Raw genomic sequence first — 20,102 nt, 5'->3', positions numbered from 1 at the left:
CCGCCGGTCACTCCGGCGGCGTCATGGCCTTGATGAGGTCGAACACGCGCTTGCGGATGGCGGGGTCCTGGATGCGGTTGTAGGCGCGCACCAGCTCCAGCGTCTCGCGCTGCTGCATCAGGTCGGGCGGCAGGCCGTGGGAGGCCGGGCCGCCGAAGGGCTCCTGCCCCGGCTCGCTCACGCCATGGTTGCGCTGCGCGAAGGACACCGAGCCGCCGCCCATCGGCATGTCGTCGAAGAAGAAGGAGATGGGCACGTCCAGCACGCGCGACAGGTCATACAGGCGCGAGGCGCCGATGCGGTTCACCCCGCGCTCGTACTTCTGCACCTGCTGGAAGGTGAGGCCCAGCGCCTCGCCCAGGCGCTCCTGGCTCATGCCGAGCAGGGTGCGCCGCAGCCGCACGCGCGAGCCCACATGCACGTCGATCGGGCTGGGACGGTGCTCCCGCTCCGTGCCGCGCTCAAGGCCTTCCTCCGCCATCACCTGCCTCATCGTTGGTCCTCTCACCTTCGCTGGCGTTCAACCAGGGCTGGAGCCCAGCCCCTTCGGCCTTTCTGGCGCGTGCCTTACGACGACGGCGCGACCTCGCGCCGCCCTGACCCTCCTACACGGGGCATTTAGGATTAGTCAATAACTTTGAGTTGTCGCAAAAAATGGATATCGCCCGGCCCGCGAATTGCCGAGCAGTAAACGGCGCCGTGTTCATCCGGTTGCATCATTGTGTCGCAGGACCATCCAGAGCGCGAGCAACGCGACCAGCACCACCGTCCAACGTGCCAGGGCACCCGCGGGTGGCATCGGCAGCGCGCCGGGCAGCGGCACCTCCAGCGTGCCGGTCGCATTCAGGCCCAGGCGGGCGATGACGCGCCCGTGGGCGTCCACAACCGCACTTATCCCGGTCTGCGCCGCGCGGGCCAGGGGAATCCCTTCCTCCACCGCGCGCATCCGCGCCGCGGCGAAATGCTGGAAGGGCCCGGCCGACACCCCGAACCATGCGTCATTGGTCACGTTCAGCAGCCAGGCCGGCCGCTCGCCCGCCCAGACGCGGCCGGGAAAGATCACCTCGTAACAGATCAGCGGCGACACCGGCGGCAGCCCGGGCAGCGCCAGGGTGCGTGGCCCGGGCCCGGCGGAGAAGTCCACCCCGCCCGTCACCACCCGGATGGGCAGCAGCCCGCCCAGCGGCATGTACTCGCCGAAGGGCACCAGGTGGAACTTGTCGAACACCGCCCCCACCTGCCCGCCATCCGACAGCGCCACCAGGCTGTTCCACAGCGCGGAGAGCCGGCCGCGCGCGTCCCACTCGGCGCGCACCGTGCCGGCCAGCAGCGTGGCGCCCGGCGCCAGCGACTCGGCGGCGGCGGCGATGGCCTCGGGATCCTGCGCCAGCAGGAAGGGGCTGGCGGTTTCCGGCCAGATGGCCACCACGGGCTCCCCGCGCGTCGCGGCCCGTTCCGTCGCCTCCCGCGTCAACTCCAGGTAGCGGCGGAAGATGGGCAGGCGCTGCGCCTCGCTCCACTTGGTGTCCTGCGGCACGTTGCCCTGCACCAGCACCAGCCGCACCCCGGGCGCCGGCGGCTCCGGCTGGGACAGGCGCCAGGCGCCGAAGCCCCAGCACAGGGCCAGCGCCGCGGCCCCGCCGGCCCAGGCGCGGCGGCTGCGCCAGTGCGGCAGGGCGGCCAGCAGCGCTGTCGCAAAGGACAGGCCATAGGCGCCGACCACCGCCAGCGGTTGCAGCGGCAGCGCGTGGAAGGCCCAGGCGCTGCCCAGCAGGTTCCAGGGAAAGCCCCCCAGCGGCCCCTGGGCGCGCAGCCATTCGGCCACCGTCCAGGCCGCGGCGAAGCCCAGCCAGCGCCGCCAACCCGGCCGGGCGCGCCAAGCCACCAGGGCAGGAAGCACGCTGAACGCCGCCAGCGGCAGGGCGATGCCCGGCGCGGCCACCGGCACCAGCCACCACCAGCGCCCGATGTCGGTGAACAGCGAATGGGTCACCCAGTAGGTGCCCGCCACGTGGTGCCCCCAACCGAACAGGAAGCCCAGCCACGCCGCCCGCCGCCACGTCGCCGCCCGCCCCAGCAGGGAGAGAAAGGCCGGAAAGGTCAGCAGCAGCACCGGCAGGGCGTGCACCGGCGGCAGCGCCAGGGCCGAGGCGGCGCCCAGGCCCAGCGCCCAGGCCCAGGGGCGCCGGGCCATCATGCCAAGTTCTCCTGCAGCCAGCGCTCCGTGCGCGCCAGGTCGGGCGGGGTGGAGAGATGGAACCATTCGCCGTCATGCACGCAGCCATGCAGACGCCCGGCCGCCAGCGCCCGGTCGAACGGGCGGTTCAGGCTGAAGCGCCCGGGCGATTCGCCGTCCAGCAGGGACGGCGCCATCACCTGCACCCCGGCGAACAGGAAGGGTGCCAGCTCGCCCGGCTTCGGGCGGCGCAGGCGGCCCTGGCCGTCCAGGAAGAAGTCGCCGCGGCCGGCCTCGCCGCGCACCCGCGCGGTGGGCACCAGCAGCAGCAGCGCGTCCATCCGCGCCGGGTCGAAGCGGCGGAACAGCGCGTGCAGCGCCGGTTCCGGGCCGTCCAGCCAGAAGGCGTCGCCGTTCACCACGGCGAAGGGGCCGGGGCCCAGCAGCGGCAGGGCGCGCAGAAGGCCGCCGCCGGTTTCCAGCAGGTCGGGCTCCAGCTGCAGCCGGGTGCGCGGCGCGGCGGCGCGGGCGGCCAGCGCCGCCGCCACCTTTTCCGGCTTCCAGTGGGTGTTCACCACCGCGTCCTCCACCCCGGCCTCCGCCAGCCGGTCCAGCGCGTGGTCCAGCAGGCTGCGGCCCATCAGCGGCAGCAGCGGCTTGGCGGTGGCGGCGGTCAGCGGCCGCATCCGCGTGCCCAGCCCGGCGGCCAGCACCATGGCGCGCCTCATGCCGGGTTGCCGCGCAGCGCGGGGGGCACCTGGCGCACCATGAAGGCCGCCAGCGGCGCGCAGGCCGGGTGCTCCAGCGCGCGGGACAGGTGGGCCCAGACGCGCGGCCCGTGGGCCAGGTAGTGCCCCTTGCCGTCCCGCCGCGCCAGCCGCACCCACAGCCCGGCCACCCGCAGGTGGCGCTGCGCCGCCAGCGCCGCCATGGCCGCCGGGTCCGCCCCGCCGCCATAGGCCCGCACGGCGGCCTCGCGCACCGCGGGCGGGACGTCGCGTCGGGCGTCCTCCACCAGGGAGACGAGGTCGTACAGCCCGTTGCCCAGGGCGGCGTCCTGGAAGTCGATCACCGCCAGCCCCTCCCCCACCCGCAGCAGGTTGGCGGGAAAGAAGTCGCGGTGGACGAAGCCCTGCGCCGCGAAGGGCGCCAGCGTCTCCATCACGGCGGCGCGGAAGCTGGCGCGCACGTGGTCGGCCGGCGGGGCGCCGTAGATGGCGGGCCACCACCAGTCCAGGAAGGTGGCGGCGGCCGCCTGCTCCATCGCCGCCGTGTCCCAGGCCGGCAGGCCGGCGGGGGGCGGGGCGGCGTGCAGCCGCGCCAGCAGGCGGGCCGCTTCCCCGTACAGCGGCAGGGGGTCGGCCCCGGCATCCAGCGCCGCGGCCATCGTGCCCTGGCCGATCTCCTCCACGACCGCCGCCGCGCCCTCGCGCCCCAGCACGGCGGGGGCCGGGATGGCGTGCGCGCGCAGGTGCCCGGCCACCCGGCAGAAGGCGTCCATGTAGGCGGCGGTGGGGGTCTGCATCAGCAGGGCCGGCGAAGGGCCGCCATGCAGCCGGGCGTAGCGCTTAGAGGCGTCGCCGGGCAGCTCCTCCCGCACGGCGGCGGCGAAGCCGGTGCGCTCCAGCAGGGCGCTCACCATGCGCGCCCCTCCCAGCCCGACAGGGTGGCGCGTCGCCTGTCGCCGCCGGCATGGTCCAGCCGCACGCGCAGCGCGCCGGGCGGGGCCAGCGGGCCCAGCCGCCCGGGCCATTCCACCAGCGCGACGCCGGCAAGCGCGTCCTCCCAGCCCAGCTCATGCAGGGCGGCGGGGCCGTCCAGGCGATACAGGTCGAAGTGATGCGCCACCATGCCGCCGGGCATGTCATAGCTCTGCACCAGGGTGAAGGTGGGGCTGGGCACCTCCAGCGCCGGGTCGCCGGCCAGGGCGCGCAGCACGGCCCGCGCCAGCGCCGACTTGCCGGCGCCCAGCGGCCCGTCCAGCAGCACGGCATCGCCCGGCCGCAGCGCGCGGGCCAGCCGGGCCCCCAGCGCCGCCGTCGCGCCCTCGTCCTCCAGGGTCATCTCCATTCCGGGCTTGTCGCACGCCCTGGACGCGGTGGGCAAAGCCGTGCCATCCGGCGGCACATGAGCGAGACGGTCGAGACGGACATCTGCATCATCGGCGCCGGCCCCTGCGGCCTGTTCGCCGTGTTCGAGGCGGGCATGCTGAAGATGCGCTGCGCCGTGGTGGACACGCTGGAGGAGATCGGCGGCCAATGCGCCGCCCTGTACCCCGAGAAACCCATCTTCGACATCCCCGCCCACCCGCGCATCGCCGGCGCCGCGCTGATCGAGAAGCTGGCCGAGCAGGCCCTGCCCTTCGAGCCGCGCTACCTGCTGGGCCAGCGCGTCGAGGCGCTGGAGGGCGCGGCCGGCGCCTTCACCCTGCGCACCAGCGCGGGCACCGCCATCCGCTGCAAGGCGGTGGTGGTCGCCGCCGGGGCCGGCGCCTTCGGCCCCAACCGCCCGCCCCTGCCCGGCCTGGCCGAGTTCGAGGCGACGGGCGCCGTGCGCTACATGGTCACCAAGCGCGAGGAGTTCCGCGGGCGGCGCGTCGTCATCGCCGGCGGCGGGGACAGCGCGGTGGACTGGGCGCTGAGCCTGAAGGACATCGCCCGCGTCACCATGGTGCACCGGCGCGACAAGTTCCGCGCCGCCCCCGAATCCGCCCGCCAGCTGGCCGACGCCGCGGCGCGCGGCGAGATCGAGATGGCCATCCCCTACCAGCTGCACGCGCTGGAGGGCGAGGCCGGGCGGCTGGAGGCGGTGACGCTGGCCACCCTGAAGGGCGAGGAGCGCCGCGTGCCGGCCGACCACCTGCTGGCCTTCTTCGGCCTGTCCATGGAGCTCGGCCCGATCGCCGAATGGGGCCTGGGCATCGAGCACAAGCACGTGCGCGTGGACCCCGCGACCTGCGCGACGGACATCCCCGGCGTGCACGCCATCGGCGACGTCGCCACCTATCCCGGCAAGCTGAAGCTGATCCTGCAGGGCTTCAGCGAGGCGGCGATGGCCATGCACGCCATCCACCCCCTGGTCTTCCCCGGCGAGGCGCTGCACTTCGAATACTCCACCTCCAAGGGCGTGCCCGTCGCCTGAGGCCCGCCCCTTGAGGGAGGACAGCCCGGCCGCCGAGCGCAACCGCGGCCCCATCGCCGAGGCGCTGGCGCCGCTGCTGCCCCCAGGCGGCACCGTGCTGGAGGTCGCCAGCGGCACCGGCCAGCACGCCGCCCTGCTGGCGCGCCGCTTCCCGGCGCTGTGCTGGCAGCCCAGCGAGGCCGACCCGGCGGCGCTGGCGCCGCTGGCCGCGCGGGTGCGCGACGCCGCCCTGCCCAACCTGCGGCCCCCGCTGCGGCTGGACGTGCTGTCCGACGCCCTGCCCGCCGCCGCGGCGACGCTGTGCATCAACCTGCTGCACATCGCGCCCTGGGCGGCCACGCAAGCCCTGGTGGCCAAGGCGCCGGGCGCGCTGCTGCTGCTGTACGGCCCCTTCCTGCGCGCGGGCCTGCCCACCGCCCCCTCCAACCTCGCCTTCGACGCCGAGCTGCGCGGGCGCGACCCTGGCTGGGGCCTGCGCCGGCTGGAGGACGTGGCGGCGGAGGCAGCGCACCACGGCTGGCGGCCGCCGGCGGTCACGGAGATGCCAGCCAACAACCTGCTGCTCAGCTTCCGCCGCTGACCGAGGCCGCCCATTCCGCATAGGGCGTGGTGCGCGCCATGCGGCGGTTGAAATCAGGCGCGCCATCCGGCCACCACACCGGCCCGCGCTCGCCCAGCGCCACCTTGGCGGCATCCACCGCCTGCCCGGCGGCGGCCAGCGCGGCGCGGTCGCCGGCCCGGCGGGCGGCGCCCACGGCGCGCCGCGCCGCCATCAGCGCCCGGACGTGGCGGGCGCGCTCCTCCTCGGGCAGATGCGGGTTGGCGGCGCGCCACAGCCGGCCGCGCACCAGGATGTAGCGCCCGTCCGGCGTGACGGGCGGCCCCTCAGAGGACGAGGCCGCCATTCACGTGCAGCACCTGGCCGGTGACGTAGCCGGCTTCCTCCGAGCACAGGAAGCGCACGGCGGCCGCCATCTCCGCCGGGGTCCCCAGCCGGCCCATCGGCACCCGCGCCGCCACCGCCTGGCGCTGCGCCTCGGTGAAGGCGGCGTGCGCGCCGGGGTCCTTCTGGGCGTAGCCCGGCGCGACGGCGTTCACCGTCACCTGCGGCGCCCATTCCATCGCGAAGGCGCGCAGCAGCGCCTCCACCCCCGCCTTGGCCGCCGCGGTGGCCGGGAAGTTGGCCGCGTCGTGCCGGTACAGGTGCGCCACGAAGGAGGAGACGGCCACCAGCCGCGGGTGGGTGCCGGCGCGCAGGTGCGGCCCGGCGGCGCGGGCCAGCCGGTGGAAGGCCCACAGCACGGTGTCCAGGCTGCGCGCCAGCGCCGCGTCCGCCAGCTCGCCGGCCGGGGTGCGGTCGGCGAAGCCGGCGTTGCTCACCACCACGTCCAGCCCGCCCAGCCGCTCGGCCGCGGCGTCCACCAGCCCGCCCGGGGCCTCGGGCTCCGCCAGGTCGGCCAGCACGGGGAAGGCCTCGGCGCCCTTGGCCTGCGCCTCGCGCGCCACGGCGCGCAGCGCGTCCTCGCTGCGGCGGGCGTGCAGCACCATCGCCACCCCCGGCCCGGCCAGGGCGCGCGCGGTGGCGGCGCCGATGCCCGACGACGCGCCGGTGATGAGGATCCGGCGGGTCACAGCGGCGCGCGCGTGACGGCGCCCAGCGCCATGTTCGCTTCCCAGATGCGCGCCTGCACGTCGCTGCCGCCGCGCGCCAGCACGCGCCTCTCGTGCATGGCGCGGTAGGCCTCGGCGGATGCGCGGTCGGCGAAGGCGTAGAGGCCGCCGGCCCGGCCCGCCTGGGCGTCCTCCGTCCAGATCTTCCACAGCAGCCCGGGCGTGTCGCGCGCGATGGACTGCGCAAGCGGCGCCAGCGCGGCGTCGCGCGCCGGGCCGAAGGGCGGCGGCGAGGCGAAATCCATCGCGAGGATCACCGGCATCGCCGGGCCATGCGATTCACGCCTCCGGTGCCCGCTTGCGATCGCATGGCGTCACCCCGCATAGGCCACGGTGCGCTGCGTCTGCTCGCCCAGCCCCTGCACGCCCAGGCGCATGGTCTGCCCGGGCTTGAGGAAGACCGGCTGCGGCTTCACCCCCAGCCCGACGCCCGGCGGCGTGCCGGTGAAGATGACGTCGCCCGGATGCAGGGTGATGAAGTGCGAGACGTAGGAGACGATGGTCTTCACGCCGAAGATCATCGTCTTGGTCGAGCCGTCCTGGCGCATCACGCCGTCCACCTCGCAGAACAGGCGGAGGTCCTGCGGGTCGGGCACCTCGTCCTTGGTGACCAGCCAGGGGCCGACGGGGCCGAAGGTGTCGCAGCCCTTGCCCTTGTCCCAGGCGCCGCCGCGCTCGATCTGCCACTCGCGCTCGCTCACGTCATTGCCCACGGCATAGCCCGCCACGTGGTCCAGCGCCTGCTCCTCGCTCACGCAGGTGGCGCGCGTGCCGATGATGATGCACAGCTCCACCTCCCAGTCGGTCTTCACCGAGTTCTTGGGGATGATGACGTCGTCGTTCGGCCCGCTGATGGCGCCGTTGGCCTTGAGGAAGACGATGGGCTCCTTGGGGATGGCCGCACCCGTCTCCGCCGCGTGGTCGGCGTAGTTCAGGCCGATGCAGATCAGCTGGGTGAAGCCGGCCACCGGCGGGCCCAGCCGCGTGGCGGCATCCACCACCGGCAGCGTCGCGGGGTCCAGCCTGGCGAGCTTGGCCAGCCCGTTGGGCGACAGCACCTCGCCCGCGATGTCGTGGCAGATGCCCGACAGGTCGCGGATGGTGCCGGAGGCATCCAGCATCCCCGGCTTCTCCTGGCCCTTCGGCCCGTGGCGCAGCAGCTTCATGTGGCGGTTTCTCCCGTTTCGCTGCGCCCGAAGGTGCCAGGAAGCGCTACAGCGTCCAACCCCCGTCGATCACGATGGCCTGGCCGGTGACGAAGGCGCTCTCCTCGCTGCACAGGTAGGTGACCAGGGCGGCGATCTCCTCCGGCTGGGCCAGACGGCCCATCGCCTGGCGGGCGACGAAGGCGGCGCGCGCGGCCGCCATCCCGCCGGCCTGCGCGGCATTGGCCGCCACGCGCTCCTCCCAGGACGGCGTCTCGACCGTGCCGGGGCAGATGCAGTTCACCCGCACGCCCTTGGTCACCACGTCCGCCGCCGCCGCGCGCGTCATGCCGATCACCGCCGCCTTGGTGGCGCCGTAGAGGAAGCGGTTGGGCGCGCCCTTGATGGAGGATGCGGCGGAGGACATGTTGACGATGGAGCCGCGCCCGCGCTCCAGCATCGCCGGCAGCGCCGCCTGCATCGCCTTCCACATGGCGCGCACGTTCAGGCCGAAGCCGAACTCCCACTCCGCATCGGTGCAGGAGAGCGCGTCGTTCTGGTGCACGAAGCCGGCGCAGTTGAACATGGCGTCGAAGGGGCCGCCGCGCTCCAGCGCGTCCTTCAGCGCGGCGTCGTCCATCACGTCCAGCGGGGCGATCTCCATGCCCTCCAGGCCGCGCAGCTTGTCGGCGTGCAGGTCGGTGGCCAGCACGTCGGCGCCCTCCTTCGCCATCATGATGGCCGCCGCGCGCCCGATGCCCTGCCCCGCCGCGCTGACGAAGACGCGCTTGCCCTGCAACCGTCCGGCCATGGCCGTTCCCTCCCCTTGGTTGGAAGGCAGCCTAGCGCCGGATCGCGGCCGGCGGGAACCATCGCTCAGCGCTGCGGCGGCGCGCTCGCCGTCGAGGGGTCTTCCGGCCAGTCGTGCTTGGGGTAGCGTCCGCGCATGTCCTTGCGCGCGTCCAGCCAGCCGCCCTTCCAGAACCCCGCCAGGTCGCGGGTGATGGCGATGGGCCGCCCGGCCGGCGAGAGCAGCGCCACCTGCAAGGGCACGCGCCCGCCCGCCAGCACCGGCAGCGACGCCATGCCGTAGAGGTGCTGCGCGCGGGCCTCCAGCGTCGGCACCTCCGCCGCGTAGTCCACCGCCGCGCTGCGCCCCGCCGGCAGGGCGATGCGCGCGGGCAGCAGCGCGTCCAACTTGCGGCGGGCCTCGTGCGGGGCCAGGACCTGCGCCACCTCCACGCCGCGCAATTCCGCCAGCTTGGTCATGCCGTGCAGGGAGGGGGCCAGCATTGCCGCGTCCAGTTCCCCCGGCCATTGGCCCGGTTCCAGCGCGCGCATCCGCGCCAGCCGGGCGCGCAGCTGCAGCGCGGCTTGCGTCCAGTCCAGGTCGCGGAACTCGCGCGCCGCCGCGGCCTCGGCCAGCGCCTGCGCCATCGCCGCGGGGTCGGCGCTGGGCAGCGGGGTTTCCTCCAGCACCAGCGGGCCGAACAGCCGCCGCCGCCGCGCCAGCACCGCGCCGGCGCGGGCGTCGAAGGCGGCGCCTTCCTCCACGCGGAAGCGCTCGGGGAAGCGCGCCTCCAGCGCCGCCAGGGTGATGGGCGCGGCCATGCGGATGCGCGCCTCCGTGCCCTTCAGCTCCAGCTCCGCCACCGCCAGCAGCCGCTCGCGCGACAGAGGGTCGCTCGCCGGCAGCCGGGCACCCTGGCCGGAAGCGAGGCGGAAGGCGCCGTCCATGCCCGCGCGCTTGAGGGCGATGCGGTCGGGGAAACCGGCGGCCAGCAGGGCGCCGGCATCGCCCTCGGCGCGCGTGGCGCCGTGCACGCCCAGGCGGCGGCGGTGCAGCGCAGCGGTGCGGCGGATGGCGCGCATCGCCACCGGGTCGGCGTCGTGGGCGTCCAGCCGCAAGGTGATGTCGGCGGGCGGCTCGCGGCCGCGCAGCGGGTCGCGCTCTTCCAGCAGCGCGGCGAGCTCCGCGGCCAGCGCGGCCTCGCCCTCATCGGCCACAGCGGCCATCATCCGCGCCAGCCGCGGGTGGGTGCCCAGCCGGGCCATGCGCTTGCCGGTGGTGGTGATGCGGCCATCGGCGTCCAGCGCATCCAGGTCCCGCAGCAGGGCGCGGGCGGCGGCCACCTGGCCGGCCGGCGGCGGGTCGAGGAAGGGCAGCGCCTCGGGCGGCGCGCCCCAGGCGGCGCAGTCCAGCACGAGTCCCGAAAGCTCGCTTTCCAGCACTTCCGGCCGGTCCTGCATCGCCATGCCGCGCTGCGTCGCCTCGCTCCACAGCCGCAGCGCCACGCCGGGCTCGGTGCGGCCGGCGCGGCCGGCGCGCTGCTCGGCGGCGGCACGGGAGATGCGGGCGGTGACCAGGCGCGTCAGCCCCGTGGCGCCGTCCAGCCGCGGCGTGCGGCGGAAGCCGCCATCCACCACGATGCGCACGCCCGGCACGGTCAGCGATGTCTCGGCGATGGAGGTGGCCAGCACCACCTTGCGCCGGCCGGGGATGGGGTTCAGCGCGCGGTCCTGCTCGGCCGGCGGCAGCTCGCCATGCAGGGGCAGCACGGCGGCGTCCAGCCCGCCCAGGCGCTCCATGGTGCGGCGGATCTCGCCCCAGCCGGGCAGGAAGGCCAGCACGTCGCCGCCCTCGCGCGCCATGACGTCGCGGATGGCGCGGGCCATCGCCTCGGGCAGGTCGCGCGGCTCGGTGACGTCGCGCTTGGCGTGCTCGATCCGCACGGGAAAGGCGCGGCCCTGGCTTTCCACCAGCGGCGCCTCCATCAGCCGGGCGAAGCCGGCGCCGTCCAGCGTGGCGGACATGGCCAGCAGCCGCAGCTCCGGCCGCAGCCCGCGCTGCAGGTCGAGGCACAGCGCCAGGCCGAGGTCGGTGTCCAGGTGGCGCTCATGCGCCTCGTCGAACAGCACGGCCGCCACGCCCTCCAGCCCGGGGTCGGACTGCATGCGGCGCACCAGCAGGCCTTCGGTGATGACCTCCACGCGGGTGGCGGCGCTGTGCGCGCGGTCCAGCCGGGTGGCGAGGCCGATTGTCTGGCCCGGCGCCTCGCCCAGCGTGTCGGCCATGCGGCGGGCGGCGGCGCGGGCGGCGACGCGGCGCGGCTCCAGCACCAGCAGCTTGCCGCCCTGCGCCCAGGGTTCCTCCAGCAGCGCCAGCGGCACGCGGGTGGTCTTGCCCGCGCCGGGCGGGGCCACCAGCACGGCGTTGCTGCCCGCGCGCAGGGCGTCGCGCAGGGCGGGCAGCGCCTCCTCGATCGGCAAAGGGTCCATGCGGCGCTGCCTAGAGCATCACGCCGCGTCGCCCAAACCTCCGGCCGCGGGTTCGGGTGATGGACGCTGGTTGCGCCCGCGGGCCCGCCGGCCCAGGGGCGGGACACGGCGCACAGCCGCGCGCGTGGCGCCGGCCCTGCCACTGTGGCAGCACGATGGGCATGAAGCGCTTCCTCGCCGCCACCCTCCCCGTCCTGCTGGCCGCCGGCCCGGCGGTGGCGCAGCCCAGCCTGAACGACATCCTGCCCAACCTGGCCGGTGGCGGGGTGGGGTTCATGGGTGAGTACCTCGGCTCCCGCCACACCAGTTTCGGCTTCGCGCCGACCGCGCGCGTGGCCCTGGGCGGCGAGCGCTTCGTCGGCCTCTACGGGCCGTTCCTGGAATCCAACGTCATCGACAACCGCTTCATCCAGGCTGGCCCGGCGGCGGTGGTGCGGCTCGGCCGTTCGAACGCCGAGGACACGCGCGTGCGCGCCCTGGGCGACCTGGACATGGCGCTGGAACTCGGCGGGCGGGTCAGCCTCTCCTACGTCAACACCCAGGGCGTCCCGTTCCGGGCGCGGGCCGGGCTGACGGTGACGGGCGATTCCACCGGGCGCTACGGCGGCGTGCAGTTCCTGCCCTCGGCCAGCATCTGGGTGCCGCTGTCGCACACCGTCTTCGTCGGCGCCGGGGTGGCGGCGCGCTTCGGCTCCGCCTCGCAGAACAACTACTATTTCGGCGTCAGCCCGCAGGGGGCGGCGGCCAGCGGCCTGGCGCCCTTCCGCCCCGGCAGCGGGCTGACCCATGTCACCGCCTGGCCCTCCGTGGTGTGGCGGGTGACGGATTCCTGGGCGGTGGGCGTGGGCTTCGCCTACACCCGCCTGGGCGACGGCGTGTCCGGCAGCCCCATCGTCCGCGTCGGCTCGCGCGACAGCTGGGTGGGCGGGGTGGGCGTGGCCTACACCTGGTAGCCTGCCGTCAGGACAGCAGCGAGCGGCCTGTCATCGCCGCCGGCTGCGCCACGCCCAGCAGCGCCAGCAGGGTGGGCGCGATGTCGGCCAGCCGGCCATCGCGCAGCGCCACGCCGGGCGGGCCGCCCATCAGCAGCACCGGCACGCGGTTGGTGGTGTGGGCGGTGTGCGGGCCGCCGGTGGCGGGGTCCTTCATCAGCTCGGCATTGCCGTGGTCGGCCGTCACCAGCAGCGCGCCGCCCGTGGCGGCGATGGCCGCGGCGATGGCGCCCAGCCCCGCATCCACCGCCTCGCAGGCCGCCGTCGCGGCCGCCAGGCTGCCGGTGTGGCCCACCATGTCGGCATTGGCGAAGTTCAGCACGATGAGGTCGAAGCGCCCCTCGCCGATGGCGGCCACGGCCTTCGCCGCCAGTTCCGGCGCGCTCATCTCCGGCTGCAGGTCGTAGGTGGCGACCTTGGGCGAGGGCACCATGATGCGTTCCTCTCCCGGATAGGGCGTTTCCTCGCCGCCGTTGAGGAACCAGGTGACGTGCGGGTACTTCTCCGTTTCCGCCATGCGCAGCTGGGTGCGGCCGGCGGCGCTGACGGCGGCGCCCAGGATGTCCGCCATGGATTGCGGCGGGAACAGCGTCGCCATGTGGGCGTTCAGCTCGCGCGAATACTCCACCATGCCCAGCGCCGCCGCCACGCGCGCCGTGCGCGGGCGGGCGAAGCCGGCGAAGGCGGGGTCCAGCAGGGCGTGCAGGATCTCGCGCACGCGGTCGGCGCGGAAGTTGAAGCACAGCACGCCGTCGCCATCGGCGATGCCCGCGTGGCCGGGCAGCACGGTGGCGGGGATGAACTCGTCGGTCACGTCCTTCGCATGGGCGGCGGCAATGGCGGAGGCGGCGTCCGGCGCCCGCTCGCCCTCCCCCAGCACCAGGGCGCGCCAGGCTTTCTCCACGCGCTCCCAGCGGTTGTCGCGGTCCATCGCCCAGTAGCGGCCCGTCACCGTGGCCAGCCGCGCGCCGGCCGGCAGCTTCGCCGCGAAATCCGCGAGAAAGCCGGGGGCGGAGCGCGGCGGCGTGTCGCGCCCATCGGTGAAGGCGTGGATAGCCACGGGGATGCCCGCTTCCGCCAGCACGCGGGCCAGCGCCACCGCCTGGTCCTGGTGGGCATGCACCCCGCCGGGCGAGAGCAGCCCCAGCAGGTGCGCCGTGCCGCCGGAGGCGCGCATCGCCGCGATGAAGCCGCGCAGCGGCGCCATGCCCGCCAGCGAGCCATCGGCGATGGCGGCGTCAATCCGCGGCAGGTCCTGCATCACCACCCGCCCGGCGCCGATGTTGAGGTGCCCGACCTCGCTGTTGCCCATCTGCCCCGGCGGCAGCCCGACATCGAGGCCGGAGGTGTCGAGGAAGGCGCGCGGCCCCGCGGCCCAGAGGCGGTCGAAATGCGGCGTGGCGGCCTGGCGCACGGCGTTGTCGGCCGCGTCCTCGCGCCAGCCCCAGCCATCGAGGATTGCCAGCATCACGGGCGTCTTGCTCATGCCCGCGTGCCTACTTCAGCAAGGTGTCCAGGTCCACCTCGCCCGGGATGGCGCCGTCCAGCATCAGGTGGGCCAGGCCATGCACCAGCGCCCATGCGCGGATGCCGGCCTCCCGCCCGCCCGCCGCGCGGGCCAGGGCGGCGAAGGCGGCGTCGGCGGCGGCGCGCAGTTCAGGGTGCGCCCCGGCGCGGCACAGCAGCGGGCCGAACATCAGGCGGAAGCGGCCCGGGCGCTCCAGGGCGAAGCGCACATAGGCCAGTCCCTGGGCGCGGATGCCCGCCCCGGCCAGGGCGGCGCCGAACTGCGCGAAGTGGCGCGCCGCCAGGGCGGCCAGCAGCGCCTCCTTGTCCGCGAAGTGGCGATAGGCGGCGGCGGGCGAGACGCCGGCCCGGCGGGCGGCCTCGCGCAGCGACACCTCGCCGGCTTCCAGCAGGGCGTCGGCGGCGTCGAGCAGGGCGGCGCGCAGGTCGCCGTGATGGTAGGGACGGGCAGATGTTGACACTGCTCACATATCCATGGTCAAGTGAACACCGTCAACATAAGGGGCGCGCCGCCCATGTCCACCGCCATCGCCCTGCACCTGCTGGCTGCCGCCCTGGCGTTGGCGGGCGTGCTGGCGGTGCTGGCGCTGCCCAAGGGCCGGGGCGCGCACCGCGCCTGGGGCTGGCTGGCGGCGGGCGGGATGATGGCCGCCGCCCTCACCTCCTTCGGCATCCCGCGGCTGGGGGCGCTGTCCTGGATCCACGCGCTGTCGGTGCTGACGCTGGTGAACCTGCCGCTGGCGGTGCGCGCCGCGCGCGCCGGCCGGATGCGCGAGCACCGGCGCCGCATGCTGGGCAGTGCCGGGGCGCTGCTGGTGGCCGGCGCCTTCGCCGTGGCGGCCCCCGGCCGCCTGCTTCACGCCTGGCTGCCGGGCTGAGCCGCCCGCAGCTCCGCCACCTCGCGCCGCAGCGCCTGCAGCTCCAGCAGGATCTGCCGCTGCTCCGCCCGCTCGGCGCTCTCGGCCGCCGCCTCGGCCGCCAGCTCGGGCGCGTGGCGCTCGTCGCGCAGGGCCTGGATGCTTTCCACGATGACGCCGATGAACAGGTTCAGCACCACGAAGGTGCTGATGACGATGAAGGGCATGAAGAACAGCCAGGCCAGCGGCTGCGCCTCCATCGCCGGCTTCACGATGTTGGCCCAGTCGTCCAGCGTCATCAGCTGAAACAAGGTGAAGAAGGAGGCGCCGAGGTCGCCGAACTGCTCCTCCATCACGCCGCCGTACAGCTTGGTGGCCATCACCGCGAAGACGTAGAAGATCAGCCCCATCAGCAGCACGATGGAGCCCATGCCGGGCAGGGCCCGCAGCATCGCCTCCACCACGTTGCGCAGCGACGGCACCACGGAGATCAGCCGCAGCACGCGCAGCACCCGCAGCGCCCGCAGCACCGCCAGCGGGCCGGAGGCGGGCAGCCAGGCCACCAGCACCACCAGCAGGTCGAAGATGCCCCAGGGGTCGCGGAAGAAGCGGCCGCGGAAGGCGTAGATCCGCAGCGCCAGCTCCGCCGTGAACAGCCACAGCAGCGCCGCGTCCAGCGCCAGCAGCACGCCGCCCCAGCGCTCCATCACCGAGTCGCTGGTTTCCAGCCCCAGCGTCACGGCGTTCAGCAGGATCAGCGCCACCACGGCGCGCTGGAAGGGCGCGGACGTCGTCAGCCGCGCGGCGCGGGCGCGCGGCGACTCCCCGGCATCCGCCGCGGTCACGGCCTCCTGCATGATGTCTTTCTCCCGGATGACGCGGATGCAATGGCCCCCGCGCCCGCCGGGATCAAGTGGGGGGCCAGGCCCCCGGGTGCAGCCACAGCGTCAGCCCCCAGGCCAGCAGCCCGGCCACCCACACGCGCCGGGGGATCTCGCTCCAGGCCACGGGGCCCGCGGCGAAGGGCAGGATGGAGGTCCGGGCGGCCAGCGCCGCGAAGCCCTCGGGGTCCCGCGCGCGCAGCTTGGCGTCGATGGAGGGCATGCCCAGCAGCGCGGTCGCCAGGAAGGCGCCGAAGAACAGCGCGCCTTCCAGCGTGCCCTTCGCCAGCAGGTGCACCGCCGCCCAGATGGCGAAGCTCCACAGCATCGGGTGGCGGGTGATGCGCTGCACGCCGCGCACCGCCCCGCCCAGCGGCTGCCCCAGGCTGGTGGGGTTGGGCGAGAGCACGGAGGCGGCGAACAGCCAGAAGGCCGGCAGCATGGCCAGCGCCAGGGCCCACCGCGCCCCGGCCGGCAGGTTCCACAGCGGCGTCGGCGGCGCCGCGCGCCAGGCCAGCACCAGCGCGGTGATGGCCGCCACCGACAGCAGGGAGAACAGCAGGCGGAACCCCCCCTCGCCCAGCCGCCCCGCCAGCCGGCCCCGCAGCGGCGATCCGGCGATGCCGACATGCACCCCGACCCAGAGCAGCGCGGCGAGGAGGAGGGGCGTCATGCCGACAGCCTGCCCTGCCGGCGCTTGCGCGTCATCTTCACTTTCCAACCCTGGGCAATTGGGGTCTGCTGCGCCCGGAAACATCCAACGGAGTCCGTCATGACCCCCCAGAAACTCGCTGCCGAGGCCATCGGGACCGCCTGGCTGGTGCTCGGCGGCTGCGGTTCCGCCGTGCTGGCGGCCGCCTTCCCGGATGTCGGCATCGGGCTGCTCGGCGTGTCGCTGGCCTTCGGCCTGACGGTGCTCACCATGGCCTTCGCCATCGGCCACATCTCCGGCTGCCACCTGAACCCGGCCGTCACCCTCGGGCTGGTCGCCGCCGGGCGCTTCCCGTCCGGCGAGGCCCTGCCCTACATCGCCGCGCAGGTCGTCGGCGGCATCCTGGGGGCGGCCATCCTCTACGGCATCGCCTCCGGCAAGCCGGGGTTCGAGCTGGGGGGCTTCGCCGCCAACGGCTTCGGCGCCAACTCGCCCGGCGGCTACGGGCTGGGATCCGCCTTCCTGGCCGAACTGGCGATGACCGGCTTCTTCCTGCTGGTGATCCTGGGCGCCACCTCCCGCCGGGCGCCGGCCTCGCTGGCGCCGGTGGCCATCGGGCTGTGCCTGACGCTGATCCACCTGGTGTCCATCCCGGTCACCAACACCTCGGTGAACCCGGCGCGCTCCACCTCGCAGGCGGTGTTCGTCGGCGGCTGGGCCATCGCGCAGCTGTGGCTGTTCTGGGTGGCGCCCATCCTCGGCGCCGTGGGCGCGGGCCTGCTGCACCGCTGGCTGGACCGCGACGCGCCCGAGCCGGCCGACAGCGCCCGCGTGGCGGTGGAGCAGCGCGGGTGATGCTGCGCCGCGCGCTCCTGCTCCTCGCGCTGCTGCTGCCGGCGGCGGCGGGCGCGGCGGAGCTGGTGGTCATGACCTCGGGCGGCTTCAACGCCCCCTACCAGGCCCTGGCCCCGGCCTTCGAGCGCGCGACGGGGCACCGCCTCGTCACCGTGCAGGGCGCCTCCATGGGGGCGGCGCCCGACGCCATCCCCAACCGGCTGGGCCGGGGCGAGGCCGCCGACGTGGTCATCCTGGCGCGCGAGGCGCTGGACGCCCTGGCCGCCGCCGGCCACGTCCGCCCCGGCTCGCGCACCGACCTGGTGGAGAGCCGCATCGGCGCCGCCGTGCGCGCCGGCGCCCCGCGCTGGGACATCGCGACGGAGGAAGGGCTGCGCCGGGCGCTGGAGGAGGCGCCCTCCGTCGCCTACAGCGCCTCCGCCTCCGGCGAGTACCTGTCGCGCGAGCTGTTCGCCCGCCTCGGCCTGGCCGAGCTGATGGCCAGCAAGGCCCGCCGCATCTACTCCGAGCGCGTGGGCAGCGTGGTGGCGCGCGGCGAGGCCGCGCTGGGCTTCCAGCAGGTGAGCGAGCTGCTGCCCATCGCCGGGCTGGACTTCCTGGGCCCCATCCCCGAACCGCTCCAGCGCGTCACCACCTTCAGCGCCGGCATCGCCGCGCGCAGCACGGAGCCGGAGGCCGCCGCCGCCCTGCTGGCCTTCCTGGCGGGGCCGGAGGCGCACGCCGCCATCCGCGCCGCCGGGCTGGACCCCATCGACCGTTGAACCGGCCCCCGCCGCCGCGGTAGGCTTCGCCCGCCGCGCCTCGGGGGAGAGCGCGCGGCGGAACGGGGGACCGCATGCTGGACCGGCGGGGGGCGCTGGGCCTGTGGCCGCTGCTGGCGCTGGCCGGCTGCGGCACGTCGCGCGCGCCGCGCATCGCCGGCGTGCCCGCGCCCGGCGGCTTCGAGGACATCTCCTGCGTGCCCTATGCCCGCGCGCGCTCCGGCCTCACCCTGCGCGGCGACGCCTGGCAGTGGTGGGACGCCGCCGCCGGCCGCTACGCCCGCGCCCGACGGCCGGAGCCGGGCGCGGTGCTGGTGCTGGCCCGCACGGGGCGGCTGCCGCAGGGCCACGTGGCGGTGGTGGCCCGCGTTACCGGCCCGCGCGAGATCCGGGTGGACCACGCCAACTGGGCCAGCGGGCGCGACAAGGGCCGGGTGGCGCGCGACCAGCCGGTGCTGGACGTCTCGGCCGGCAACGACTGGTCGCTGGTGCGGGTGTGGTTCCCGCCCGCCGGCGACTACGGCACCAGCCAGTTCGCCGCGCACGGCTTCGTGGGGCCAAATCGAAAAGCAGAATATAAAGAAGGTGAAATATGACAATGGATTATCTTTTACACATCACAGTTATTTTTTTGACAATAATTTTTGCTGTATTGGCAGCGGCAGGTCGAATTCAGGACGCGAAGTTGCTGATAGCGCCGAACGAACCGTTGATGCAGAAAAAACTCGATAAAATTGCTTGGTGTACAACATCTATAACGTTAATTTTCGCGCTTCCAATAGCTTTCTACCTGATCGTTACAAATTTACTGGGGGAAGTGGTTCGAGGTCGTTACCTATCATGGGAAAATTTGTTATTATATAATAAGTATCTTCTCCCAGTATTTATTGTATTTACTTTATTTATTCTTGTTTTTACTACAATCCGCACTCCGAAAGAAGTAAAAATAGGTTTAATTGGGTCATTTAAAATAAGTATCGTAAAGTTTACCGCTTCTAAATGTAAAAATTCTGAGTACACAGAAAATAAAATGCGGATGATATGGCGGGCATTTTCAACTACGTTGACATTTTTGGCGGCTTGTACAGCTTTTATTATTGCGTTTGTCCCATATATATTTGTAGAAATGAAATAAGACGTCAATGCTGGCGCGTGGACTGAAGTTTGTGTAGAGGCGTCGCATGACGCTTAACCGCCGCGCCGCCCTCGCCCTGCCGCTGCTGGCCACGCCGGCCCTGGCCCAGCCGGCTTGGCCCGACCGTCCCATCCGCCTCATCGTCGGCTTCCCCGGCGGCTCCACGCCCGACATCGCGGCGCGCGCGGTGGCGGCGCACCTGACCACCGTGCTGGGCCAGCCGGTGGTGGTGGACAACCGGGCCGGCGGCGGCGGCACCATCGGCGCCGACGCGGTGGCCAAGGCGAATGACGGCCACACCCTAGGCGTCACCATCGGCGGGCCGGGCTCCATCGCCCGCATCCTGAACCCGGCCCTGCCCTACGACCCCGTCACCGACCTCGCGCCCGTCTCGCTGCTGGCGCGCATGCCCTTCGTGATGTCGGTGAACCCGGGCCTGCCGGTGCGCAACCTGGCCGAGCTGGTGGCCCATGCCCGCGCCAATCCTGGCAAGCTGAACTACGGCTCGGTCGGCGCCGGCTCCACCGGGCACCTCATCGTCGCCGAGTTCGCCGCCCGGCACGGGCTGGACATCACCCACGTCCCCTTCCGCTCGGTGCCGCAGAGCGTGACGGAGGTGGTGGCCGGGCGCGTCGAGATGACCGCCGCCGCCGCCGGCGCCGTGGTGGCGCAGGCCCGGGCCGGGCAGGTGCGCGCCATCGCCGCCTCCGGCGCCGCGCGCATGGCCACCCTGCCCGACCTGCCCACCTTCGCCGAGCAGGGCGAGGGCGCGCGCGACGTCTACGCCTGGATCGGCCTGTTCGCCCCCGCCGCCTTCCCGGCCGAGCGCCTGGCGCGCATCAGCGCCGAGGCCCAGGCCGCCATGCGCGCCCCGGACACCGTGCGCGCGCTGGAGGCCGCGGGCTTCGAGTTGCTGGGCACCGACGCCGAGGCGCTGCGCACCCTCATCCGCGAGGAGGCGGGCCTTTGGGGCCCGGTGGTGCGCCGCCTGAACATCCGGCCGGAGAGTTGAGCATTCCCGGGCGCGGCC

Annotated in this window: 24 protein-coding genes; 9 read left to right on the top strand and 15 right to left on the bottom strand. The window is 74.0% G+C overall.

Going from position 1 to position 20,102, the window contains the following annotated elements:
- Positions 1-7 precede the first annotated feature (7 nt).
- The 5 genes from ACI6QG_RS10680 to tsaE all read right to left on the bottom strand — a co-directional run bounded on the left by ACI6QG_RS10680 (position 8) and on the right by tsaE (position 4,246).
- Complete coding sequence (locus tag ACI6QG_RS10680) at positions 8-481, bottom strand: helix-turn-helix domain-containing protein (protein WP_491630729.1); 474 nt, start codon at positions 479-481, stop codon at positions 8-10.
- A gap of 222 nt (positions 482-703) precedes the next feature.
- Positions 704-2,197 (bottom strand): apolipoprotein N-acyltransferase, encoded by a 1,494-nt coding sequence (gene lnt, locus ACI6QG_RS10675; protein ID WP_407024539.1) that lies wholly within the window; start codon positions 2,195-2,197, stop codon positions 704-706.
- A complete protein-coding gene (locus tag ACI6QG_RS10670) occupies positions 2,194-2,904 on the bottom strand; it encodes a nucleotidyltransferase family protein (RefSeq protein WP_407024538.1) in 711 nt (236 codons plus the stop codon). The genes lnt and ACI6QG_RS10670 overlap by 4 nt, the downstream gene beginning before the upstream one ends.
- The gene (locus tag ACI6QG_RS10665) at positions 2,901-3,818 is read right to left on the bottom strand and encodes an aminoglycoside phosphotransferase family protein (RefSeq protein WP_407024537.1); all 918 of its coding nucleotides are present in this window, start codon (positions 3,816-3,818) and stop codon (positions 2,901-2,903) included. The genes ACI6QG_RS10670 and ACI6QG_RS10665 overlap by 4 nt, the downstream gene beginning before the upstream one ends.
- A complete protein-coding gene (gene tsaE, locus ACI6QG_RS10660; protein ID WP_407024536.1) occupies positions 3,812-4,246 on the bottom strand; it encodes a tRNA (adenosine(37)-N6)-threonylcarbamoyltransferase complex ATPase subunit type 1 TsaE in 435 nt (144 codons plus the stop codon). Before tsaE ends, ACI6QG_RS10665 begins: the two co-directional genes overlap by 7 nt.
- Positions 4,247-4,303: 57 nt before the next feature.
- On the opposite strand from tsaE, the gene ACI6QG_RS10655 reads away from it, so the two are divergent.
- A complete protein-coding gene (locus ACI6QG_RS10655; protein WP_407024535.1) occupies positions 4,304-5,317 on the top strand; it encodes an NAD(P)/FAD-dependent oxidoreductase in 1,014 nt (337 codons plus the stop codon).
- Between the two features lie 10 nt (positions 5,318-5,327).
- Entirely contained in the window at positions 5,328-5,897 is a 570-nt protein-coding gene (locus ACI6QG_RS10650) for a DUF938 domain-containing protein (RefSeq protein WP_407024534.1), read from the top strand.
- On the opposite strand, the gene ACI6QG_RS10645 is transcribed toward ACI6QG_RS10650, so the two are convergent.
- The 6 genes from ACI6QG_RS10645 to hrpB form a co-directional block, all read right to left on the bottom strand.
- Positions 5,881-6,222, bottom strand: coding sequence for a hypothetical protein (locus ACI6QG_RS10645; protein ID WP_407024533.1), 342 nt, complete (start codon positions 6,220-6,222; stop codon positions 5,881-5,883). The genes ACI6QG_RS10650 and ACI6QG_RS10645 overlap by 17 nt on opposite strands.
- On the bottom strand, positions 6,203-6,949 hold the full coding sequence (locus ACI6QG_RS10640; RefSeq protein WP_407024532.1) for an SDR family NAD(P)-dependent oxidoreductase: 747 nt from the start codon (positions 6,947-6,949) through the stop codon (positions 6,203-6,205). Before ACI6QG_RS10640 ends, ACI6QG_RS10645 begins: the two co-directional genes overlap by 20 nt.
- The gene (locus tag ACI6QG_RS10635; protein WP_407024531.1) at positions 6,946-7,251 is read right to left on the bottom strand and encodes a YdhR family protein; all 306 of its coding nucleotides are present in this window, start codon (positions 7,249-7,251) and stop codon (positions 6,946-6,948) included. The genes ACI6QG_RS10640 and ACI6QG_RS10635 overlap by 4 nt, the downstream gene beginning before the upstream one ends.
- Before the next feature lie 51 nt (positions 7,252-7,302).
- Positions 7,303-8,154 (bottom strand): fumarylacetoacetate hydrolase family protein, encoded by an 852-nt coding sequence (locus ACI6QG_RS10630; protein ID WP_407024530.1) that lies wholly within the window; start codon positions 8,152-8,154, stop codon positions 7,303-7,305.
- A gap of 46 nt (positions 8,155-8,200) precedes the next feature.
- Positions 8,201-8,944 (bottom strand): SDR family oxidoreductase, encoded by a 744-nt coding sequence (locus ACI6QG_RS10625; RefSeq protein ID WP_407024529.1) that lies wholly within the window; start codon positions 8,942-8,944, stop codon positions 8,201-8,203.
- Positions 8,945-9,009: 65 nt separating this feature from the next.
- Positions 9,010-11,412, bottom strand: coding sequence for an ATP-dependent helicase HrpB (gene hrpB, locus ACI6QG_RS10620; protein WP_407024528.1), 2,403 nt, complete (start codon positions 11,410-11,412; stop codon positions 9,010-9,012).
- A gap of 161 nt (positions 11,413-11,573) precedes the next feature.
- On the opposite strand from hrpB, the gene ACI6QG_RS10615 reads away from it, so the two are divergent.
- Positions 11,574-12,365, top strand: coding sequence for a MipA/OmpV family protein (locus tag ACI6QG_RS10615; RefSeq protein WP_407024527.1), 792 nt, complete (start codon positions 11,574-11,576; stop codon positions 12,363-12,365).
- 7 nt (positions 12,366-12,372) lie between these two features.
- On the opposite strand, the gene gpmI is transcribed toward ACI6QG_RS10615, so the two are convergent.
- Positions 12,373-13,890, bottom strand: coding sequence for a 2,3-bisphosphoglycerate-independent phosphoglycerate mutase (gpmI, locus tag ACI6QG_RS10610; RefSeq protein WP_407024526.1), 1,518 nt, complete (start codon positions 13,888-13,890; stop codon positions 12,373-12,375).
- A gap of 10 nt (positions 13,891-13,900) precedes the next feature.
- Complete coding sequence (locus ACI6QG_RS10605) at positions 13,901-14,392, bottom strand: TetR/AcrR family transcriptional regulator (RefSeq protein WP_407024525.1); 492 nt, start codon at positions 14,390-14,392, stop codon at positions 13,901-13,903.
- Positions 14,393-14,446: 54 nt separating this feature from the next.
- Here ACI6QG_RS10605 and ACI6QG_RS10600 point away from each other — a divergent pair, with 54 nt between their 5' ends.
- Positions 14,447-14,809, top strand: a complete 363-nt coding sequence (locus tag ACI6QG_RS10600) for a DUF2306 domain-containing protein (protein ID WP_407024524.1) — start codon at positions 14,447-14,449, stop codon at positions 14,807-14,809.
- On the opposite strand, the gene ACI6QG_RS10595 is transcribed toward ACI6QG_RS10600, so the two are convergent.
- Together ACI6QG_RS10595 and ACI6QG_RS10590 are read right to left on the bottom strand one after the other, a co-directional pair.
- Positions 14,788-15,645 carry an ion transporter gene (locus ACI6QG_RS10595; protein ID WP_407024523.1) on the bottom strand — a complete coding sequence of 286 codons (858 nt, stop codon included), beginning with the start codon at positions 15,643-15,645 and terminating at the stop codon, positions 14,788-14,790. The two genes, ACI6QG_RS10600 and ACI6QG_RS10595, sit on opposite strands and share 22 nt — an antisense overlap.
- A gap of 52 nt (positions 15,646-15,697) precedes the next feature.
- Positions 15,698-16,342, bottom strand: a complete 645-nt coding sequence (locus tag ACI6QG_RS10590; RefSeq protein WP_407024522.1) for an NnrU family protein — start codon at positions 16,340-16,342, stop codon at positions 15,698-15,700.
- A 99-nt stretch (positions 16,343-16,441) separates the two neighbouring features.
- Here ACI6QG_RS10590 and aqpZ point away from each other — a divergent pair, with 99 nt between their 5' ends.
- The 5 genes from aqpZ to ACI6QG_RS10565 all read left to right on the top strand — a co-directional run bounded on the left by aqpZ (position 16,442) and on the right by ACI6QG_RS10565 (position 20,084).
- Positions 16,442-17,176 (top strand): aquaporin Z, encoded by a 735-nt coding sequence (gene aqpZ / locus ACI6QG_RS10585; protein ID WP_407024521.1) that lies wholly within the window; start codon positions 16,442-16,444, stop codon positions 17,174-17,176.
- Positions 17,176-17,937: a substrate-binding domain-containing protein gene (locus ACI6QG_RS10580; protein ID WP_407024520.1), complete on the top strand. Its 762-nt coding sequence runs from the start codon at positions 17,176-17,178 to the stop codon at positions 17,935-17,937. The genes aqpZ and ACI6QG_RS10580 overlap by 1 nt, the downstream gene beginning before the upstream one ends.
- A gap of 74 nt (positions 17,938-18,011) precedes the next feature.
- Positions 18,012-18,533 carry a CHAP domain-containing protein gene (locus ACI6QG_RS10575; RefSeq protein ID WP_407024519.1) on the top strand — a complete coding sequence of 174 codons (522 nt, stop codon included), beginning with the start codon at positions 18,012-18,014 and terminating at the stop codon, positions 18,531-18,533.
- Positions 18,530-19,072 carry a hypothetical protein gene (locus ACI6QG_RS10570; RefSeq protein ID WP_407024518.1) on the top strand — a complete coding sequence of 181 codons (543 nt, stop codon included), beginning with the start codon at positions 18,530-18,532 and terminating at the stop codon, positions 19,070-19,072. The genes ACI6QG_RS10575 and ACI6QG_RS10570 overlap by 4 nt, the downstream gene beginning before the upstream one ends.
- 46 nt (positions 19,073-19,118) lie before the next feature.
- Entirely contained in the window at positions 19,119-20,084 is a 966-nt protein-coding gene (locus ACI6QG_RS10565; protein WP_407024517.1) for a Bug family tripartite tricarboxylate transporter substrate binding protein, read from the top strand.
- Positions 20,085-20,102 lie beyond the last annotated feature (18 nt).

The sequence above is a fragment of the Sabulicella flocculans genome, from assembly GCF_045449635.1.
In the GTDB taxonomy this organism is placed as follows: Bacteria; Pseudomonadota; Alphaproteobacteria; order Acetobacterales; family Acetobacteraceae; genus Roseococcus.
The sequence above is the reverse complement of the archived record's forward strand: the minus strand, read 5'-3'. Positions and strand labels throughout refer to the sequence as shown.

What these genes read in the sequence shown, in the direction of transcription:
- ACI6QG_RS10655 (WP_407024535.1), top strand. Translation starts at nt 4,304, where the DNA reads ATGAGCGAGACGGTCGAGACGGACATCTGCATCATCGGCGCCGGCCCC.
- hrpB (WP_407024528.1), bottom strand. Translation starts at nt 11,412, where the DNA reads ATGGACCCTTTGCCGATCGAGGAGGCGCTGCCCGCCCTGCGCGACGCC.
- ACI6QG_RS10645 (WP_407024533.1), bottom strand. Translation starts at nt 6,222, where the DNA reads ATGGCGGCCTCGTCCTCTGAGGGGCCGCCCGTCACGCCGGACGGGCGC.
- ACI6QG_RS10670 (WP_407024538.1), bottom strand. Translation starts at nt 2,904, where the DNA reads ATGAGGCGCGCCATGGTGCTGGCCGCCGGGCTGGGCACGCGGATGCGG.
- ACI6QG_RS10595 (WP_407024523.1), bottom strand. Translation starts at nt 15,645, where the DNA reads ATGCAGGAGGCCGTGACCGCGGCGGATGCCGGGGAGTCGCCGCGCGCC.
- gpmI (WP_407024526.1), bottom strand. Translation starts at nt 13,890, where the DNA reads ATGAGCAAGACGCCCGTGATGCTGGCAATCCTCGATGGCTGGGGCTGG.
- ACI6QG_RS10630 (WP_407024530.1), bottom strand. Translation starts at nt 8,154, where the DNA reads ATGAAGCTGCTGCGCCACGGGCCGAAGGGCCAGGAGAAGCCGGGGATG.
- ACI6QG_RS10635 (WP_407024531.1), bottom strand. Translation starts at nt 7,251, where the DNA reads ATGCCGGTGATCCTCGCGATGGATTTCGCCTCGCCGCCGCCCTTCGGC.
- ACI6QG_RS10680 (WP_491630729.1), bottom strand. Translation starts at nt 481, where the DNA reads ATGGCGGAGGAAGGCCTTGAGCGCGGCACGGAGCGGGAGCACCGTCCC.
- ACI6QG_RS10600 (WP_407024524.1), top strand. Translation starts at nt 14,447, where the DNA reads ATGTCCACCGCCATCGCCCTGCACCTGCTGGCTGCCGCCCTGGCGTTG.
- ACI6QG_RS10575 (WP_407024519.1), top strand. Translation starts at nt 18,012, where the DNA reads ATGCTGGACCGGCGGGGGGCGCTGGGCCTGTGGCCGCTGCTGGCGCTG.
- ACI6QG_RS10625 (WP_407024529.1), bottom strand. Translation starts at nt 8,944, where the DNA reads ATGGCCGGACGGTTGCAGGGCAAGCGCGTCTTCGTCAGCGCGGCGGGG.
- ACI6QG_RS10570 (WP_407024518.1), top strand. Translation starts at nt 18,530, where the DNA reads ATGACAATGGATTATCTTTTACACATCACAGTTATTTTTTTGACAATA.
- lnt (WP_407024539.1), bottom strand. Translation starts at nt 2,197, where the DNA reads ATGATGGCCCGGCGCCCCTGGGCCTGGGCGCTGGGCCTGGGCGCCGCC.
- ACI6QG_RS10665 (WP_407024537.1), bottom strand. Translation starts at nt 3,818, where the DNA reads ATGGTGAGCGCCCTGCTGGAGCGCACCGGCTTCGCCGCCGCCGTGCGG.
- tsaE (WP_407024536.1), bottom strand. Translation starts at nt 4,246, where the DNA reads ATGGAGATGACCCTGGAGGACGAGGGCGCGACGGCGGCGCTGGGGGCC.
- ACI6QG_RS10590 (WP_407024522.1), bottom strand. Translation starts at nt 16,342, where the DNA reads ATGACGCCCCTCCTCCTCGCCGCGCTGCTCTGGGTCGGGGTGCATGTC.
- aqpZ (WP_407024521.1), top strand. Translation starts at nt 16,442, where the DNA reads ATGACCCCCCAGAAACTCGCTGCCGAGGCCATCGGGACCGCCTGGCTG.
- ACI6QG_RS10580 (WP_407024520.1), top strand. Translation starts at nt 17,176, where the DNA reads ATGCTGCGCCGCGCGCTCCTGCTCCTCGCGCTGCTGCTGCCGGCGGCG.
- ACI6QG_RS10615 (WP_407024527.1), top strand. Translation starts at nt 11,574, where the DNA reads ATGAAGCGCTTCCTCGCCGCCACCCTCCCCGTCCTGCTGGCCGCCGGC.
- ACI6QG_RS10565 (WP_407024517.1), top strand. Translation starts at nt 19,119, where the DNA reads ATGACGCTTAACCGCCGCGCCGCCCTCGCCCTGCCGCTGCTGGCCACG.